We start from the raw sequence: 17304 nt of genomic DNA, 5'->3' as shown, positions 1-17304 counted from the left end.
CTGTTCCGAAAGCCGGAGCATGGAATCGAGCGTTTGGAGCCTTATATCTCAATATAGGCGCGATCGCCCGAAATGAAGGATAGAAAGTATGCCCAAGCGGGTGATGATTGTTGAAGACAATGAGCTGAACATGAAGCTCTTCCGCGATCTGATCGAGGCTTCGGGGTATACGACGATCCAGACCCGCAATGGGATGGAGGCGCTGGATCTCGCGAGAAAGCACCGCCCCGATCTGATCCTCATGGATATCCAGCTCCCGGAAGTCTCGGGCCTTGAAGTCACCAAATGGCTTAAGGAGGACGATGAGCTTCACGTCATTCCGGTCGTTGCGGTCACGGCCTTCGCGATGAAGGGAGATGAGGAGCGCATCCGCCAGGGTGGATGCGAAGCCTACGTTTCCAAGCCTATTTCGGTGCCGAAGTTTCTCGAAACGATCAAGACCTATCTTGGGGACGCCTGAGGCGGGGAGGCGGACATGACAGCGCGTATTCTCGTAGTGGATGACATTCCGGCGAATGTGAAGCTGCTGGAAGCACGGCTGCTTGCCGAATACTTCGATGTATTGACGGCCGAGAATGGCTTCAAGGCGCTGGAGATTGTCGCCAACACTCATGTGGACGTTATTCTGCTCGACATCATGATGCCGGGTATGGACGGTTTTGAAGTGTGCGAGCGGCTGAAGGCCAATCCGAAGACCATGCACATTCCGGTGGTCATGGTGACGGCGCTTGACCAGCCAGCAGATCGTGTGCGTGGCCTGAAGGCCGGTGCCGATGATTTTCTCACCAAACCCGTCAACGATCTGCAACTCGTTGCGCGCGTCAAGAGTCTCGTACGTCTCAAGACGCTCAGCGACGAACTTCGCATCCGCGCCGATACCGCACGAACGATTGGTTTCGAGGATCTGACCCGGTTTGATGGTTTCGATATCAGCGGGCAGGTTCTGCTGGTGGACGGCCGTGGAAGCTCCCAGGAGCGCATAATCAGGGCGTTGAAGCCGGTAGCTGAAGTCACAGCCATGTCGGATCCACAGGCCGCGATTTTCGAGGCAGCCGAGTCTCCAGTCGATCTCGTGATCATCAACGACAATATCGAGGATTACGATCCCCTCCGGCTATGCTCGCAACTTCGCCTCCTGGAACGAACGCGCTTCCTGCCACTCCTGCTCATCACGGAAAGCGGACGTGAGGATCTTATTGTCAGGGCTCTGGACCTCGGGGTGAACGACTATCTGACGCGTCCCCTCGATCCGAACGAGCTGGTGGCGCGAACCCTGACACAGATCCGACGCAAGCGCTTCAATGACAAACTGCGATCGAGCGTTCGTCAGACGATCGAACTGGCGGTCACCGATGGCCTCACAGGCTTGCATAATCGCCGCTACCTCGACAATCATCTGAAGACGCTGTTCAATCGTGCCGCCGCCAGATCGCGCCCTCTGTCTGTATGCATCACCGATATCGACCGATTCAAAAGCGTGAACGACACTTACGGACACGATGCAGGGGATGAGATCCTGCGCGAATTTGCCCGGCGCATTCGCTCCACGGTTCGCGGGGCAGATCTTGCCTGTCGTTACGGAGGCGAAGAGTTTGTCGTCGTGATGCCGGATACGGACGCGCATTCAGCTGCCTCCATTGCAGAGCGCCTTCGTGGAATCATCGAGGCCGCTCCGTTTGCCCTTCCTTCGGGCGGTTCGCTGCAGATCACTGCGTCCTTGGGGATCGCGAGCTTTACTGCAGGCGTGGAGACACCCGAACAACTCCTGAAAAATGCTGATCGGGCCTTATACGAGGCAAAGAACAGCGGACGAAATCGGGTTGTTGCGGCGGCGGCATAGTAACTCAAACCCCTAATCAGGCGGTTGCCATGGGCCGATCGTGCGAGAGCAACGATATGATTCGGGCAATGTGAGATTACGGTGAATTGGCTTCAGCAACAGAAGGCGAATTCCGGACAGATTTTGAATTGCACTTGAAAGTAGAAGTCGTTGCTTCCAGTGACCGACGACCAAAATACGAGCATGAGTTATATTGATACCTGCTGCGCTTGAGTACTCTTAGTAAAGTGATCAAATATCAGCATTCAACCTCTTTTAGTTAGGTCTAGCTTTATTAACTTTCTCAACTAAGCTTGGTCATGTCTTAACTTCCAAGGCCGATTCTCGGTTTCGATCTTGCTGTTTTAACCATGTCACGCATCAATTGGCGCGCTAGTTAAGAATGGGTTGATTTCGTCCCGGTTTTACGCGAATTTGTTGTCAGCGGAATAAGTTCCTGATGGAACACAGAGATACCCCATGATGCTCAGGTCCGCCGCATCTCCTGGGTCGTGGGGTCGGTCGATCGGCGTGCAGTTTTGCGGTTCCTCGTGCCGCTTTGCATGCCGATCGGCCCCCTAAGGTCTAAGAACCTTTGGCAGCGGCCCAGGCTGCGTCTGCGCTTCCGCCATTCCCGCATCAAGCATCAACAGAAATCTGGCAAGCAAGCCGCTTGCGTGGCTTTACACGCCTATCGCCGTCTAAAGGAGCGTCAACCACACACCGTGATATTGGGGGACCGGTTGCAGGCGGTTGTCGACACGTGCACACAACAAAAAAGCGCGACACCGAGGTGCCGCGCTTTTTAAACGGAATTCAGATCAAATTACTTGATCTTGGTTTCCTTGAACTCGACATGCTTGCGAGCGATCGGGTCGTACTTCGTCTTCGTCATCTTGTCCGTGAACGTACGGCTGTTCTTCGTCGTCACGTAGAAGAAACCTGTATCGGCCGTCGACAGCAGCTTGATCTTGATGGTCGTAGCTTTCGCCATGGTCTTCCTGCCTCTAATAAAAAATCAAGCCGCGGACGCCTTCACTTGGTCCACGGCAAATTCTGGCGCGAAACTACAAATCGCGCCCGAAAAGTCAAGTCCGTTGACGGCTGAAAACCGTCCGAACGATGAATATCACCACATATAGGGCAAAGAAACCGGCAAGTGCCCACGCAAACCCGTTGTTGCCTGCCAAATCGATCGAAACTCCGACAGCCTGCGGTCCGGCGACTGTGCCGACTGCATAGCTGAAAACGAAGGCAGCATTGGCGGCAGCGAGATCAGATCCTGTGAGTCGAGATCCGAGGTGCGCAAGCCCGACTGTATAGAGGCCGGACACGCAGCCACCCCAGACCAGCAGCAGGCCTGCCATCAGCCACCAGTGATGGATAAGGTAAGGAAGTGCCAGAGCGCCTAGCAGGCCCGCCAGAGCCATCAGGAAGAGCATTGGTCTGCGGTCCTTGAGGCGGTCGGAAATCATGCCAAACGGGATCTGGAAGACCATGTTGCCAATTCCCATGATGGTCAGCAACTGTGCGGCGCTTGCTTCTGGCAGGCCTACACGGTTTGCGTAGACCGGGAAGAGTGACAATCCGCCCACTTCAACGGCACCGAAGACAAAGACGGCTGCTGTCGCCATGGGAACGAGAAAGACATAGCGCAGGAAATGTTGCTGCGGTTTCTCGTCAAGAACCGGATTTTCGCCGCGCGCAATATAGATCGGGATGAAGGCCAACATGATCGCCGCAGCGCCGACAGCGAAGGGAAGGATGCCTTCGCTGCCGATCTTCGAGAAGATCAGCGGCCCGATGGCAAAGCCAACGGCAAGTACGGTCGCATAGATACCGAGAACCAGTCCCCGCTTGCGGGGCGGTGCGGCGGCATTGATCCAGAACTCCGAAAGAATGAAGAGCGTTGTCGTGGCGCCGTGAAAGCCCACGCGCAGCGGAAACCACATCCAGAACTCTGTCGCGTAGTAGAACCCCAGCGCACTGACAGCGGCCAGCACCACGGCCCAGAGCATCGTTCTGGCAACGCCAAAATCATGGGCCAGCTTGGTGGTTATCGGAGCAGCGGCCATGGCTGCCACGCCGGCCATGGCCGAATTGAGCCCAATCAGTGTCGATGATATGCCGCGCTTTTCCAGGATGATGCTGAGCAGGGGCAGCCCTAGTCCGATCGCGATGCCAACGGCGCTGATCGCCGAGATCGCAGCAAACAGCGAAGGCCAGTGGATCTCTTCCGGGTGGCAGCTATCGCCGTCTCCCTGGCTGGGATTGTGCTTGTCCTTCGAATATGAATCCATCTGCCCGTCGCTTAGGTTTTACGCGCAAATTCGGCGCGGCCGAGGTCGATATAATCTGCAATCGACACGTGGTGAAGCGGTACCGGCAAAATCTTCAATGAAGAAGGCTTCCGTTCTGAGCAATCATGCAGCCTCATAACGTGCTTGCATGACTGCTGGATGTCAGGTGACCGCGAGTTTCGTCGATGTCTTCATTGTTAAAGATTGGGGCATCAGGATGTTCACGCTTTGACGACGTGTTACCAGTCAATCAATTGGGCCGCCTCGGCCGGGGTCGACACTCTCATCTTCTTTTCCGAAACCGTGCATTTTCAGCGCCCACTGCAGGCCGATCACGCCCCCCTTGATTGGCTGCATCATCAGCAGCGCCATAAGGATTGTGATTGGCGTCCAGATCGCCAGATGCGTCCAGACGGACAATTGCCAGACCATATCTGTCATCATGAATCCACCGACGGTCACGTGACCCACGATGAAGATGACGAGGTAAGGGGGCAGGTCATCGGCCCGCTGGTGGTGCAGATCTTCACCACAAGCAGAGCATTGCTCCACCGGCTTCAGAAACGCCTTGAACAGACGACCAGTGCCACATCTAGGACAGGTACAACGCAGTCCACGCATGATGGATTGACCCAGTTGCCGCTCAGGCTCCTGCGCGCCTCCAAACCGAACTGGCTTTACAGGAGTTGATAATGCTTGCTGCTCGGCCATTGCCTTCTCCTATACACGAATAGACCACGAACCAGATCTGACGCCGCTGGCGGCGCCAACCAATGTCAGTTGCGGCGCGGTGGTCTGGTCCCTGGTCGTTTTGGTGCTGAACGACTGCGCCGTCCAGATTTGTGGAACGAGCGAGTTGCTACGCCCATCTTCTGGCCTTCGCTCAGCATTTCGAAGCGCAGTGCGCCCGCAAGAGGTATCGCCTCTGCCAGACGCACGTCGACAGAATCGCCCAACTGGTAGCCAAGACCATGCCGTTCGCCGATGAGTGCCTGTCTGGCTTCATCATAGACAAAATAATCCGACCCCAGCGTGGATACCGGCACGAAGCCATCTGCACCATAGGTCGGCAGCGTGACAAATAGTCCCGCTTTCGTCACGCCAGAGACGCGGCCTTCGAACTCTTGGCCGACCCGCTCTGCTAGATGATGGGCAATCAGACGGTTAATCGTGTCGCGCTCGGCCGCCATGGCGCGTCGTTCGAAAGTGGAAATCTCTGCGGCAATGTCGTCGAGCTGCGTTTCTTCCTCAGGCGAAAGTCCGCCTTCGCCTAGACCCAAAGCGCGCACGAGGGCACGGTGAACAATAAGGTCCGCATAGCGGCGGATTGGCGAGGTGAAGTGCGCATACTTCATCAGGTTCAGGCCGAAGTGGCCAAGATTGTCAGGGCTGTAGACGGCCTGGCTCTGGCTGCGCAGAACCATCTCGTTGACCATCACCTGATGCGGCGTGTCTTCAGCCTTCGCGAGAATGCCGTTGAAGGAGTTTGCCCGCACCTGTCCGCCTTTCGCCATCGGGATGCCGAGCGTGGCCAGGAATTCCCGCAGGACCTCCTGCTTGGCAAGCGACGGCGCATCGTGCACACGATAGATCAGCGGCTGACGCTGCTTCTCCAGTGTTTCCGCAGCAGCGACGTTGGCCTGGATCATCATCTCTTCGATGAGTTTGTGCGCGTCCAGACGCTCCGGGATGACAACCTTGTCGACGGTGCCATCCGGCTTCAGCAGGATCTTGCGTTCCGGCATATCCAGTTCCAGCGGCTGGCGCCGGTCGCGGCCACGCTTCATGATCGCATAGGCATGCCAGAGCGGCTTCAGGATGGGATCCAGAAGCGGCCCGGATTTGTCGTCCGGTTTGCCGTCGATGGCCGCTTGCGCTTGGTTGTAGGAGAGCTTGGCGGCACTCTTCATCATGATGCGATGAAAGGTGTGGCCCGCCTTCTTGCCGTCCTTGGAGAAGACCATACGGACTGCGAGCGCCGGCCGATCTTCGCCCTCGCGCAGCGAGCAGAGGTTATTTGAAATGCGCTCCGGCAACATCGGCACGACGCGATCCGGGAAGTAGACCGAATTGCCACGTTTCAACGCTTCGCGGTCGAGTGGCGATCCCGTCCGGACATAATAGGACACATCCGCGATTGCGACCGTGACGATGACGCCATCCGGATTATCCGGCGATGGGTCGGGTTCAGCATAAACGGCGTCGTCATGGTCCTTGGCATCGGCCGGATCGATGGTGACCAGCGGCACATGCCGCCAGTCCTCCCGTTTCGTCATGCTGGCGGGCTTTGCGTCTCCCGCCTCATCCAGAACCTGCTTCGGAAAGACGTGCGGAATGCCATGCGAATAGATGGCAATCATCGAGATTGCCTTCTCGGACGCAACAGAGCCGATCACCGATAGTACCTTCGCACGGGTCAGTCCGAAGCGATTGCCACGCAGAACATCAGCCTCGATCAGATCGCCGTCCTTGGCATCGCCAAGATCACTGGCGGAAATCTGCATTTCCTCGCCGCGGCGATCAATCGGCATCAATCGCGCTCCACCCTCCGGCATCATGCGAATGACACCGAGGGAAGCATTACGGTGCTTGTCGATGATCTTGACGACGCGCGCCGTATAGGCGGGACCGGATCGATCCTTGTTCGGGAAGATCTTCGCAAGCACGCGGTCGCCAAGTCCGGCAGCGGGCGTCTTGCTCTTGCTGCGGTTATCGGAGGACTGCCGGATCAAAACCGCAGGCGCAACGCCACCATCATCTGGCCATTCGGCAGGCCGGGCAATCAGTTCGCCGTCCTTGCTGCGGGTCGTGATGTCCAGCACTGTCATGGGCGGCAGGCCACCCGGCCGCATCAGCGCCTTGCGGCTCTTCTGAAGAAGACCTTCGTCTTCCAGATCGCGCAGCACATCCTTGAGCTCGACGCGGGTATCACCCTTGAGACCGAAGGCCTTGGCGATTTCCCGCTTTGAGGCGCGGTCCGGGTTATCGGAAATGAATTGCAGCAGAATATCGCGGGGCGGAACAACGCCGTGGACGATCACATTGGGATCGCCCAGAGCGGCCTTTTCCGCGCGAAGGGCGGCTTTGCGGCCAACCGGAACGGGTTTTCTGTCTTCGCGCGGTTTCTTGCTCACGTGTCCGTCTTCTTTGCTTTCGTAGCTGCCTTCGGCTTGGCGGCAGATTTTGCCTTGGTTGCCGTCTTTTTCGGCTTGGCGTCAGCGGCTTCTGCTTTGGTCGCCTTGGTGGATTTCGTAGCCTTGCCCTTTGCGGCCGGTGCCTTGCCAGCCTTCTCGGTCAGAAGCGCAAGAGCCTCTTCAACGGTCACACTTTGCGGATCCTTGCCCTTTGGCAGTGTGGCATTGACCTTGCCCCAATTGATATAGGGACCGTAGCGTCCCTCGCGAACCGTCATGGCGCCACCGCTCGGATGATCGCCCAGTTCTTTCAGAGCTGCGGCGGCAGTCCGCCCGCGCCCTGCGCCCTTGCTCTGCTTCTCAGCGAGGACTGTCACAGCGCGGTTCAAGCCAATGCTGAACACATCCTCGATGCTTTCAAGGTTGGCATAGGTGCCATCATGCAGCAGGAAAGGCCCGTAGCGACCAAGGCCGGCCGAGATCATCTTGCTGGTTTCGGGGTGTTGGCCCACATCCCGCGGAAGATTGATAAGGGCCAGAGCCTTCTCGTGATCGATGTCTTCGGGCTTCCATCCGCGTGGCAGCGAAGACCGCTTCGCGTCTTTGCCGTCTCCGCGCTGAATGTAAGGTCCAAAACGACCGGATCGCAGGGTCAGTTCCTCGCCGGTCATCGGATCCTGGCCTAGCGCCTTTGGTTCGTTGAGGGCCGCAGCTTCCGCTTCAGCCCCGTCGGAGGACAGCTGACGGGTGTAGTTGCATTCAGGATAGTTGGAGCATCCGACGAAGGCACCGTACTTGCCGAGCTTCAGGGAAAGGTTACCCGTCCCACAGACCTGGCAGATGCGCGGATCGCTGCCATCTTCCCGCTTCGGGAAAACCAGGGGAGCCAGAGCTTCGTTCAGCGCGTCCAGAACATTGGTAACGCGAAGTTCCTTCGTATCTTCGATCTGGGCGAAGAAGGCGTCCCAGAACTCTCTGAGCACCTGCTTCCAGTTCAGTTCGCCAGCTGAAATCTTGTCGAGCTTCTCTTCCAGATCGGCGGTGAAATCGTATTCCACATACTTCGTGAAGAAATTCTCGAGGAAGGCAGTAACCAGCCGACCCTTGGAATGAGGGATCAGCTTGCGCTTTTCAATAACAATGTATTCGCGGTCGCTGAGCGTCTTCAGTGTCGCAGCGTAGGTCGAAGGACGCCCGATGCCCAACTCTTCCATCTTCTTGATCAGAGACGCTTCCGAGTAGCGTGGCGGCGGCTCCGTAAAGTGCTGGCTTGAATTGACCTTCGATTTGTCCAGCTTCTCCCGCGCATTGATTTCGGGGAGGCGGCCATCCTCGTCGTCCTCACCCGCGTCACCATCGTCGCGATGATCCATATAGGCAGCAAGAAATCCGTCGAAGCGGACAACAGAGCCGACAGCCCGCAAGCCCGCGCGGTCTGAGCCGTTTACGGCGTTAATCTCGACTGTCGTGCGTTCCATTTCGGCAGACGCCATCTGGCTGGCGATACCGCGCTTCCAGACGAGTTCGTAGAGGCGAAGCTGATCGCCATCCAGGAACTTGCGGACCTTGTCCGGCGAGCGATTGAAGTCGGTGGGACGAATGGCTTCGTGCGCTTCCTGCGCATTCTTGGCCTTCGTGGAATAGAAGCGCGCCTTTTCGGGCAGATAGCGCTCACCGAATTGATCGCCGATCGCGCGGCGGGCCGCATCGATCGCCTCCGGCGCCATCTGCACGCCATCGGTACGCATGTAGGTGATCAGACCGACTGTTTCACCGCCGATGTCCACGCCTTCGTAGAGCTTCTGTGCGACCTGCATGGTGCGCGAAGCAGAGAAACCGAGGTTCGAGGAGGCAGCCTGCTGCAGGGTAGAGGTCGTGAAGGGAGGGCCGGGATTGCGCTTGACGGGCTTTGCCTCGACCGATTCGACCGAATAGGCAGCGCCTTCCAAGAGCGCCTTCAGACGGCCAGCATCCTCACCGTTCTTGACGCCCTTGCTTTGTATCCGCTTCCCATCGGCAGAAACCAGCTTGGCTTCGAATTCATCGCCCCGCGGCGTCTTCAGAAGCGCGGAGATGTTCCAGTATTCTTCCGGAACGAAACGCTCGATTTCATTTTCCCGATCACAAACGAGACGCAAAGCAACGGATTGCACGCGGCCAGCAGAGCGAGCACCCGGAAGCTTGCGCCACAAAACCGGCGAAAGGTTGAAACCGACAAGATAATCCAGCGCACGACGGGCGAGGTAGGCATCCACCAGCGATATGTCGATATCGCGCGGGTTTGCCATTGCATCGAGCACGGCCTTCTTCGTGATGGCGTTGAACACCACGCGCTTGACTGGCTTATCGCCAATGACCTTCTTTTTCTTGAGAAGATCGAGAACGTGCCAGGAAATGGCCTCACCTTCGCGATCCGGGTCGGTCGCGAGAAAAAGTCCATCGGAGCCTTTCACGGCATCCGCAATATCTTTCATGCGCTTGGCGGATGCGCTGTCGACTTCCCAGGACATCTCGAAATCCTGATCGGGCAGGACGGAGCCGTCTTTCGCGGGCAAGTCACGGACGTGGCCAAAGGAAGCGAGAACCTTGAAGCCTGATCCAAGATACTTGTTGATTGTCTTGGCCTTGGCAGGGGATTCTACAACTACGACATTCATAACTTTTTTCTCTGAGAGGTGCGACAAAGCGAGAAAATAGCGCTTCGGCTTGAAACTGACCTCCCGACATGGAGGGCGTTTTGTCTGCGGTCAAGAGGGAGGCTGCATTTTTGCCTCTCGCGTCGATACAACCATAAGAGGATTAATGCGATATTGCAATCTTAGATGAGAAATGTCACATTGCGAGCGCGCTCAGGAATGCACACCCTGGACGTGCATTATTTTAAGTTATTTTAGCGAGGCCAAGATGGTTGAACCATCTTTAAAGCAAACCAATAATGAGGAGTGGCGATCCAACATCGCCTATGTTCGGCACATGCTGGGTCAATTGCGGCAGGTGGCCCACAAGGAGAATGCAGATATGCTCTGCTATCTCCTTGAAATGGCCTATGTCGAATCCGGCGATATGTTGTCCGGGCGACGCCCGCGGTCAGTTCTGCATCAGGAGAGAAACTAAACCGCCCGGATGCCGGTGAAGCCGTCCGGCTAGATCAAGTTCCAGCAGCACGAGGTAAACCGTCGCTGCTGGAATTTCCGTATGACGAATAATGTCGTCGATTTCGACAGGTGTGGGACCAAGAGCATTGGTGATCCGCATGCGATCACTGTCATCAAGGGGATGCATCAACGGCGACGCTCCATCTTCGCCTGGTTCTGCAATGGTAGAACCGTTGAAAAGATCCAGTTGTGAAATGGGAGCCAGCGCCTCCAGGACGTCCTGCGATGAGGTGGTGACAATGCCGCCATTTTTCAGAAGATCGTTGGTACCATGGCATCTTGGATCGAGCGGTGAGCCGGGCACCGCAAAGACCAGACGTCCAAAGTCGCCCGCCAGCCGAGCCGTGATCAGAGATCCGGAACGCTGGGCTGCTTCAACGACGACCACCCCAAGAGATATCCCTGCAATAAGCCGGTTACGGCGCGGAAAATCGCGGGCGCGGGGCTCCCATCCAAACGGCATCTCGCTCACGCACAATCCAACGCCGCCGGTAATATCTCCAAGCAGTGGAATATTCTCGGGCGGGTAGGGCTGATCAAGGCCGCCCGCCAGCACAGCAATGGTTCCCGTGTCCAGGCTCGCCCGGTGGGCGGCCGTATCGATGCCGCGCGCGAGACCCGAGGTAATCGTGTAACCGGCGCGACCGCAGTCTCGTGCGATCATCGCCGCGATTTTCGCTCCGCTGATCGAGGCGTTGCGTGAGCCGACGATGCCCACCGAAGGGCGGTTGGCTGCGGCAAAGTCTCCCTTCATCGCCAATAGGGGCGGGGCGGCGTCAATCTGGCGAAGTGCGAATGGGTAGTCCGGCTCTCCAATGCCCACAAGCCTGGCATTGAAACGAGCAGCTATCTCCAGTTCCTGCTCCGCCTGCTGGACGGTCGCCACGCGTATGGCACGTGCCGCGCCACCCCGGCGCGACATTTCAGGGATCGCAGCCAGAGCCGCGTCGGCGGAGCCGAAATGATTGATGAGGTCACGGAAGGTCGCAGGTCCCACATTGTCGCTACGAATCAGCCTGAGCCAGGCGGTCCGTTGAGCGTCCGTGAGTGCAACCCCCCTCCGATTTTCTTTGCCGGAGGACACAGAGGAACTTATCCCTTCTGGCCGATCTTGCTTTCTGTTCCGTTGATCAGACGCTCGATGTTGGCCTTATGCTTCCAATAGGTAATCAGGGTCATGATGGCCATGACCAGTGCAATTTTTGGTTCCCCGATGAGCCAGAGCACGACGGGGATAAGAAGTGTGGCGACGAGCGCCGATAGAGATGAATATTTGCTGAGCTTTGCGACTGTCAGCCATACAAATGCAAATACCAGAACCATTGCCGGTGCAATACCCAGCAGTGTGCCAATATAGGTTGCAACACCTTTTCCACCCTTGAAACCGAGCCAGACCGGAAAAAGATGGCCGAGGAAAGCCGCAAAGCCACCCAGCAACCCGGCTTCCTGACCCCAAAGGGCTGCGGCAAGAAGGGCAGCGACCGTAGCCTTCAATGCATCGAGCAGAAGCGTGGCGGCAGCCAGCTTCTTGTTGCCGGTGCGCAAGACGTTTGTGGCGCCGATATTGCCTGAACCGATGGAGCGGATGTCGCCGAGACCGGCCGCCTTCGTCAGGAGGAGCCCAAAGGGGATCGAGCCCAGCAGATAGCCAAAGGCAAGTGCGGCCAGCGCGATGGGAAGCGTGATTTGCCAGTTAAACAGCTCTGCCATGCTTAATTTCCTTACAGCGAGTGTACCAGACGGCCAGCGACATAAGTCGAGACAACCCGTCCGCTAATACGCGCATCCTCGAAGGGCGTGTTCTTGGAGCGGGACTGGATGGTGTCCTTCGTCACGATCCATGGTTCGTCAATGTCGATCAAGGCAATATCTGCCTTCGCGCCCGGTTTCAGCGTTCCAGCGTCTAGCCCGAAGATCTGGGCAGGCCTTGTGGACATGGCGTCGATGAGGCGCATCAGCGAAACCTGACCGGAGTGGTGGAGCCGCAAGGCGGCCGCCAGCATGGTTTCAAGCCCGATGGCACCATCCGCCGCATCTCCGAAAGGAAGACGCTTCGTGTCGACATCCTGAGGATCATGCGACGAGACGATGATATCGATCGTCCCATTCGCCAGAGCATCGACCATGGCCTGACGGTCGTCTTCCGTGCGCAGCGGCGGTGAAAGCTTGAAGAAAGTCCGATACTCGCCGATATCGTTTTCATTCAGCGACAGGTGATTGATCGACACGGCGCAGGTTGCGTTCGCGCCTCGATTGCGGGCGACACGGACTGCTTCGACAGATTCCGGCACCGAAATCTTCGCGGCATGATAGGCGGCCTTTGTGAGGGCAGCAATCCGCAGGTCACGCTCGAGCGGAATGAGTTCTGCTTCGCGCGGGGCGCCTGCAAGGCCGAGCCAGCTGGCAAACAGCCCTTCATTCATGACCCCGTTGACGGCGAGGTAGGGATCGCGGGCTTCGAGTGAAATGACAGCGCCGAACTCGCGCGCATAGGTCATGGCGCGGCGCAGAACCTGCGTATCGGCCAAGCCATGCCGGCCCTGGGTGAAGCTGACGGCGCCCGCCTGCTTCAACAGGCCGATCTCAGTCATCTCCTCGCCCTTCAACCCGCGTGTCAAAGCGGCAGCGGGGTGAATGTTGACGAGAGCCTTGTCGCGGGCCGTCTTGAGGACGAATTCGATGAGGGCGATATCGTCAAGAACCGGGTCCGTATCCGGCATCATGATGAAGCTCGTTACACCGCCCGCAGAGGCGGCACGGCTGGCGGAAAAGATGGTCTCCCGATGTTCCGCACCCGGTTCGCCAACAAAGACGCGCGCATCGACAAGACCCGGTGCCGCAACGAGCCCTTGGGCATCGCGGATCTCGGCACCGTCAGGATGTCCCTGATTGAGGGCATCTGCGCCAGACGCAAGAATACGACCGTCATCACCGATGATGATCGTGCCGACCTCGTCCAGATGCCGGGAAGGATCGATGATACGCGCGTTTTTCAGAACAAGCGGCTTCATGCGACCACTCCTTCGCTTCTCGGCCCCTGGTTCTGGGAAATCAGCAAGGCCTCCATCACAGCCATGCGGACGGCGACGCCCATCTCCACCTGGCTTTCAATCACGCTCTGCGGTCCATCGGCGACTTCCGAGGCAATTTCGACGCCGCGGTTCATCGGCCCCGGATGCATTACGAGCGCATCCTCCTTGGCGGCTTTCAGTTTCTCGGCGTCTAGGCCGTAGAAATGGAAGTATTCGCGAACCGACGGCACGAACGAACCGGACATGCGCTCGCGTTGAAGGCGCAGCATCATGACGACATCCGCATCCTTCAGACCCTCTTCCATGGAATGAAAGACTTCCACGCCCATTTGCGAAATGCCCGACGGCAGCAGAGTGGACGGCGCGACGACGCGTACGCGTGCGCCCATGGCATTCAGCAACAGAATATTGGAGCGGGCAACGCGCGAGTGCAGAACATCGCCGCAGATCGCGACGATGATGCGGGACAGCTTGCCCTTGGCCCGACGGATTGTCAGCGCGTCCAGAAGCGCCTGCGTCGGGTGCTCGTGTTGACCGTCACCGGCGTTGACGACCGAGCACGCCACTTTCTGCGCCAGAAGGGCAGCGGCACCCGCGGACGAATGGCGAACCACAAGCACGTCCGGCCGCATGGCATTCAGCGTCATCGCCGTATCGATCAGCGTCTCACCCTTCTTGACCGAAGAGTTGCCGACCGACATGTTCATGACATCTGCGCCCAGACGCTTGCCAGCGAGCTCAAAAGAGCTTTGCGTGCGTGTCGAAGCCTCGAAGAAAAGATTGATCTGGGTGAGCCCGCGAAGAGTCGAAGTTTTCTTCTCTCTTTGCCGACTGATCTTGACCGCCTCGTCGGCTTTGTCGAGAAGGAATGTAATGTCCTGCTCGGTCAGGCCCTTGATCCCGAGGAGATGGCGGTGGGGAAAGAAGACCACGATAACGTCCTCCGCTTGTTTACGCGGTCTATAGAGACAGCGAGGCGAGCGGGCAAGCGTGTGCTGCATCGAGTTTTTCTGATCCCCATGCAATTTGCCCAGCTTTCGTTTAAGAGCAGCTCATGAATCAGATGAACCGGACCGACGACAATCTCACCGACCTGAACCAGCCAAGCCTCTGGTCCGGTATCAATGCCTACCGCACAGACCCGTTGATCGTGGATCTGACCGCGGGATTGCACCGCGCGATCCGCGAGGAATTCGATGCGCTGGGCCGCTATGTGACCTCCCCCGAAGCGCAGGAACTTGCGCGGATGGCGAATGAAAATCCGCCAAAGCTGAAGACCCATGGTCCGAGAGGCGAACGGCAGGATACGGTGGAGTTTCATCCCGCCTGGCATGCCATGATGCGGCGTTCGATGAGCAGCGGTCTGCATTCCTCGCTGTGGGAGAACATTCCGGAATCGCGCAACAACCAGCACCGCGCTCGTGCTGCCCGGTTCTATCTGACCTCTCAGCTCGAATGTGGCCACTTGTGTCCGCTGACGATGACCAGCGCTTCTGTTGCTGCGATGATGGCGTCGCCTCGCGTTCAGAAGGAATGGGCGCCGCGTATCCTGTCGCGGAAATATGATTCGTCGAATCGTCCCGCGCAGCAGAAGACCGCGATCACCGTTGGCATGGGAATGACGGAGAAGCAGGGCGGTACGGATGTGCGCGCCAACCGCTCGATCGCCGAACGGGTGGGCGAGGGCGTCTATCGTCTTTCCGGTCACAAGTGGTTCATGTCCGCGCCGATGAGCGATGCCTTCGTTATGCTCGCGAAAACCAATGAGGGTATCGGTTGCTTCCTCGTTCCGCGTCTCCTGGAAGATGGTACGGCGAATGGGCTTCAATTCCAGAGGCTGAAGGATAAACTGGGCAATCGTTCCAATGCCTCTTCTGAGGTCGAGTTTCAGGATGCGTTCGGCTACCTGCTGGGTGAACCAGGCGGTGGGGTACGGACCATTCTCGACATGGTGACGCTCACGCGGCTGGATTGTGCTCTTGCGTCAGCTGGCATCATGCGGGCCTCGCTGGCAGAGGCTGTGCATCACTGCCGTGGTCGCAGCGTCTTTGGCAAGAACCTGATTGACCAGCCACTGATGACGCGTGTTCTCGCGGACATGGCGCTGGACGTCGCAGCCGCGACGGCGCTGGCCTATCGTCTGGCAGAAGCCTTCGATAAGGCTGGCAGCAACCCCGCCGATGCAGCCTTTGCCCGCGTCATGACGCCCGTCATCAAATACTGGTGCTGCAAGATCGCGCCTCCACTGATCTATGAAGCGATGGAATGCCTTGGTGGCAATGGCTACGTGGAGGAGCGTCCGCTTGCCCGCCACTATCGCGAGGCTCCGGTCAATGCGATCTGGGAAGGCTCCGGCAATGTCATGGCGCTGGATGTGCTGCGCGTGTTGAGCAGAGGCCGTGATCTGTTCGATTCGGTTCTGTCGGGCATCGAGCGGGATCTGGGTCCGAGCGGACGAAAGACGACGGACGTTCTGCGCGCCGCCATGGCGCTCGCGGAACGGGACGAGGGTGCGGCAAGGCTTCTGGTGGAGCAACTTGCGCTGGCGGCTGCTGCTGCGGAGCTTTTCAGGCTTGGTGCCGGCAAGATCGCAGACGCCTTCGTGGAAACCCGACTGGCCGGTGGATGGCGGGCTACCTATGGAATGCTCGATTCCCGCTTCGATGCCTCCTACATCGTCGATCTTCTGTATCCCGCCGCCAGCTGAGTTTCCAAAACTTTCGTCCACAGGACCACGCTCCGCGTTAACCATATCAAGTGGTTCTCGTTGCGCTTTGGGCCGCGCGCACTACGTTGAGGTTAACGATTTGTTAACCATCGCTGCGTGGTAAGGCTGTGTCTGGCAACCAATGCTATCAATACGGATTACTGTGTCTGGCTCTTTGCTTCTTTTCGAGTTGGGCGGTTGATCTGACGTTTCCTGCCATCGTGCTGAGCGTCATGGCGTTTCTGCGCTGGGCGGTTCTGTCGGCACCTTGGCTGAATTCAACGCGCTGGCAAACTGTGGAAGGAAACGCCGCATGAAGTGGTTTCTCATCCTCTGGGCTGGCCCGGTTGCATTCTTGGGTGCCTGGTACTGGCTATCCTACTACAACATCAGTTTCGGGTTCTTCATGCTGACCCGCGACACCCACGATCTGGTTTTCCAGATCTATGGGCAGATCTTGGGAATTGATCCGGCGCTTCTTCCCATGCTGGTGGTCCGTGCCGTTGCGGTGGACAGCCTGATCGTCCTTGCAATTCTGGCATTTCGTCGCCGCAAGCAGATTCACGCCTGGTGGATCAGGCGTTACGCCTCATCTTCCGATGCAGCTCTTTCCAAGGATACGAGTCTGTCCAAGGCGCCTTGAAGGATAAAGCTCGCGGCTGCCGAATCAATCCGTTCGGCCCGCTTCGCCCTGGAAACATCCATTTCCAGAAGCGCCCGCTCTGCGGCCACTGTGGATAGACGCTCATCCCAAAAGACGAACGGTATCTCTGTCTTGTCGCTCATGCTGCGGACGAAAGCTCTGGTCGCCTGAACACGCGGGCCCGACGAGCCATCCATATTGATAGGCAGGCCGATGATAAAGGCTGCCACCTTTTCCTTGTCTGCCCACGCCAGCAAGAGTTCCGCATCTTTTGTGAACTTCAAGCGCTTCAACACGGGCCGAGGGGACGAAAACCGCCTCCCGAGATCTGATACAGCAAGGCCGATGGTCTTCGTGCCAAGATCAAGACCGGCTACTGGTTGCCCCGGCAACAAACTGGCAGCCAATTCTTCGATCGTCATTGTTGCCACGGCTCATTCCTTCTCTCGGTCTATGCTCTTGAATTGATTGCGGCTGCTCTAGGTCAGCACGGGAAATAAAATCCGTCTGTTCC

Annotated in this window: 14 protein-coding genes; 4 read left to right on the top strand and 10 right to left on the bottom strand. The window is 57.8% G+C overall.

Annotation, left to right across the window (positions count from 1 at the left end; all coding sequences use genetic code 11):
- Positions 1-88: 88 nt before the first annotated feature.
- Entirely contained in the window at positions 89-460 is a 372-nt protein-coding gene (locus G6N80_RS20065) for a response regulator (protein ID WP_062552608.1), read from the top strand.
- A gap of 15 nt (positions 461-475) precedes the next feature.
- The gene (locus G6N80_RS20060; protein WP_165136283.1) at positions 476-1840 is read left to right on the top strand and encodes a PleD family two-component system response regulator; all 1365 of its coding nucleotides are present in this window, start codon (positions 476-478) and stop codon (positions 1838-1840) included.
- A gap of 805 nt (positions 1841-2645) precedes the next feature.
- Here the strand turns inward: G6N80_RS20060 and rpmG are convergent.
- From rpmG to G6N80_RS20010, 9 genes are all read right to left on the bottom strand, one after another.
- Entirely contained in the window at positions 2646-2813 is a 168-nt protein-coding gene (gene rpmG, locus G6N80_RS20055; protein WP_062552606.1) for a 50S ribosomal protein L33, read from the bottom strand.
- 94 nt (positions 2814-2907) lie between these two features.
- Positions 2908-4119 (bottom strand): MFS transporter, encoded by a 1212-nt coding sequence (locus tag G6N80_RS20050; RefSeq protein WP_165136280.1) that lies wholly within the window; start codon positions 4117-4119, stop codon positions 2908-2910.
- Positions 4120-4365: 246 nt separating this feature from the next.
- Positions 4366-4830, bottom strand: coding sequence for a DUF983 domain-containing protein (locus G6N80_RS20045; protein ID WP_062552605.1), 465 nt, complete (start codon positions 4828-4830; stop codon positions 4366-4368).
- A gap of 65 nt (positions 4831-4895) precedes the next feature.
- Complete coding sequence (rnr, locus tag G6N80_RS20040) at positions 4896-7175, bottom strand: ribonuclease R (RefSeq protein ID WP_210300768.1); 2280 nt, start codon at positions 7173-7175, stop codon at positions 4896-4898.
- A 74-nt stretch (positions 7176-7249) separates the two neighbouring features.
- Positions 7250-9910, bottom strand: coding sequence for a type I DNA topoisomerase (gene topA, locus G6N80_RS20035; RefSeq protein WP_165136274.1), 2661 nt, complete (start codon positions 9908-9910; stop codon positions 7250-7252).
- 430 nt (positions 9911-10340) lie between these two features.
- Positions 10341-11492 (bottom strand): DNA-processing protein DprA, encoded by a 1152-nt coding sequence (gene dprA, locus G6N80_RS20025; protein ID WP_165136271.1) that lies wholly within the window; start codon positions 11490-11492, stop codon positions 10341-10343.
- Positions 11493-11500: 8 nt separating this feature from the next.
- Complete coding sequence (plsY, locus tag G6N80_RS20020) at positions 11501-12118, bottom strand: glycerol-3-phosphate 1-O-acyltransferase PlsY (protein ID WP_062552601.1); 618 nt, start codon at positions 12116-12118, stop codon at positions 11501-11503.
- A gap of 11 nt (positions 12119-12129) precedes the next feature.
- A complete protein-coding gene (locus tag G6N80_RS20015; RefSeq protein ID WP_165136268.1) occupies positions 12130-13419 on the bottom strand; it encodes a dihydroorotase in 1290 nt (429 codons plus the stop codon).
- Positions 13416-14372 (bottom strand): aspartate carbamoyltransferase catalytic subunit, encoded by a 957-nt coding sequence (locus tag G6N80_RS20010; RefSeq protein WP_062552599.1) that lies wholly within the window; start codon positions 14370-14372, stop codon positions 13416-13418. Before G6N80_RS20010 ends, G6N80_RS20015 begins: the two co-directional genes overlap by 4 nt.
- A 122-nt stretch (positions 14373-14494) precedes the next feature.
- On the opposite strand from G6N80_RS20010, the gene G6N80_RS20005 reads away from it, so the two are divergent.
- Positions 14495-16147 carry an acyl-CoA dehydrogenase family protein gene (locus tag G6N80_RS20005; protein WP_165136265.1) on the top strand — a complete coding sequence of 551 codons (1653 nt, stop codon included), beginning with the start codon at positions 14495-14497 and terminating at the stop codon, positions 16145-16147.
- A gap of 313 nt (positions 16148-16460) precedes the next feature.
- Positions 16461-16790 carry a DUF6105 family protein gene (locus G6N80_RS20000; RefSeq protein ID WP_165136262.1) on the top strand — a complete coding sequence of 110 codons (330 nt, stop codon included), beginning with the start codon at positions 16461-16463 and terminating at the stop codon, positions 16788-16790.
- Here G6N80_RS20000 and ruvX read toward each other — a convergent pair.
- Positions 16730-17221 carry a Holliday junction resolvase RuvX gene (ruvX, locus tag G6N80_RS19995; RefSeq protein ID WP_165136259.1) on the bottom strand — a complete coding sequence of 164 codons (492 nt, stop codon included), beginning with the start codon at positions 17219-17221 and terminating at the stop codon, positions 16730-16732. The genes G6N80_RS20000 and ruvX overlap by 61 nt on opposite strands.
- Positions 17222-17304: the final 83 nt, after the last annotated feature.

The sequence above is a fragment of the Rhizobium rhizoryzae genome (genome assembly GCF_011046895.1).
GTDB lineage: Bacteria > Pseudomonadota > Alphaproteobacteria > Rhizobiales > Rhizobiaceae > Neorhizobium > Neorhizobium rhizoryzae.
Note: the sequence above shows the minus strand (reverse complement) of the source record. Positions and strands in the feature narration are given on the sequence as shown.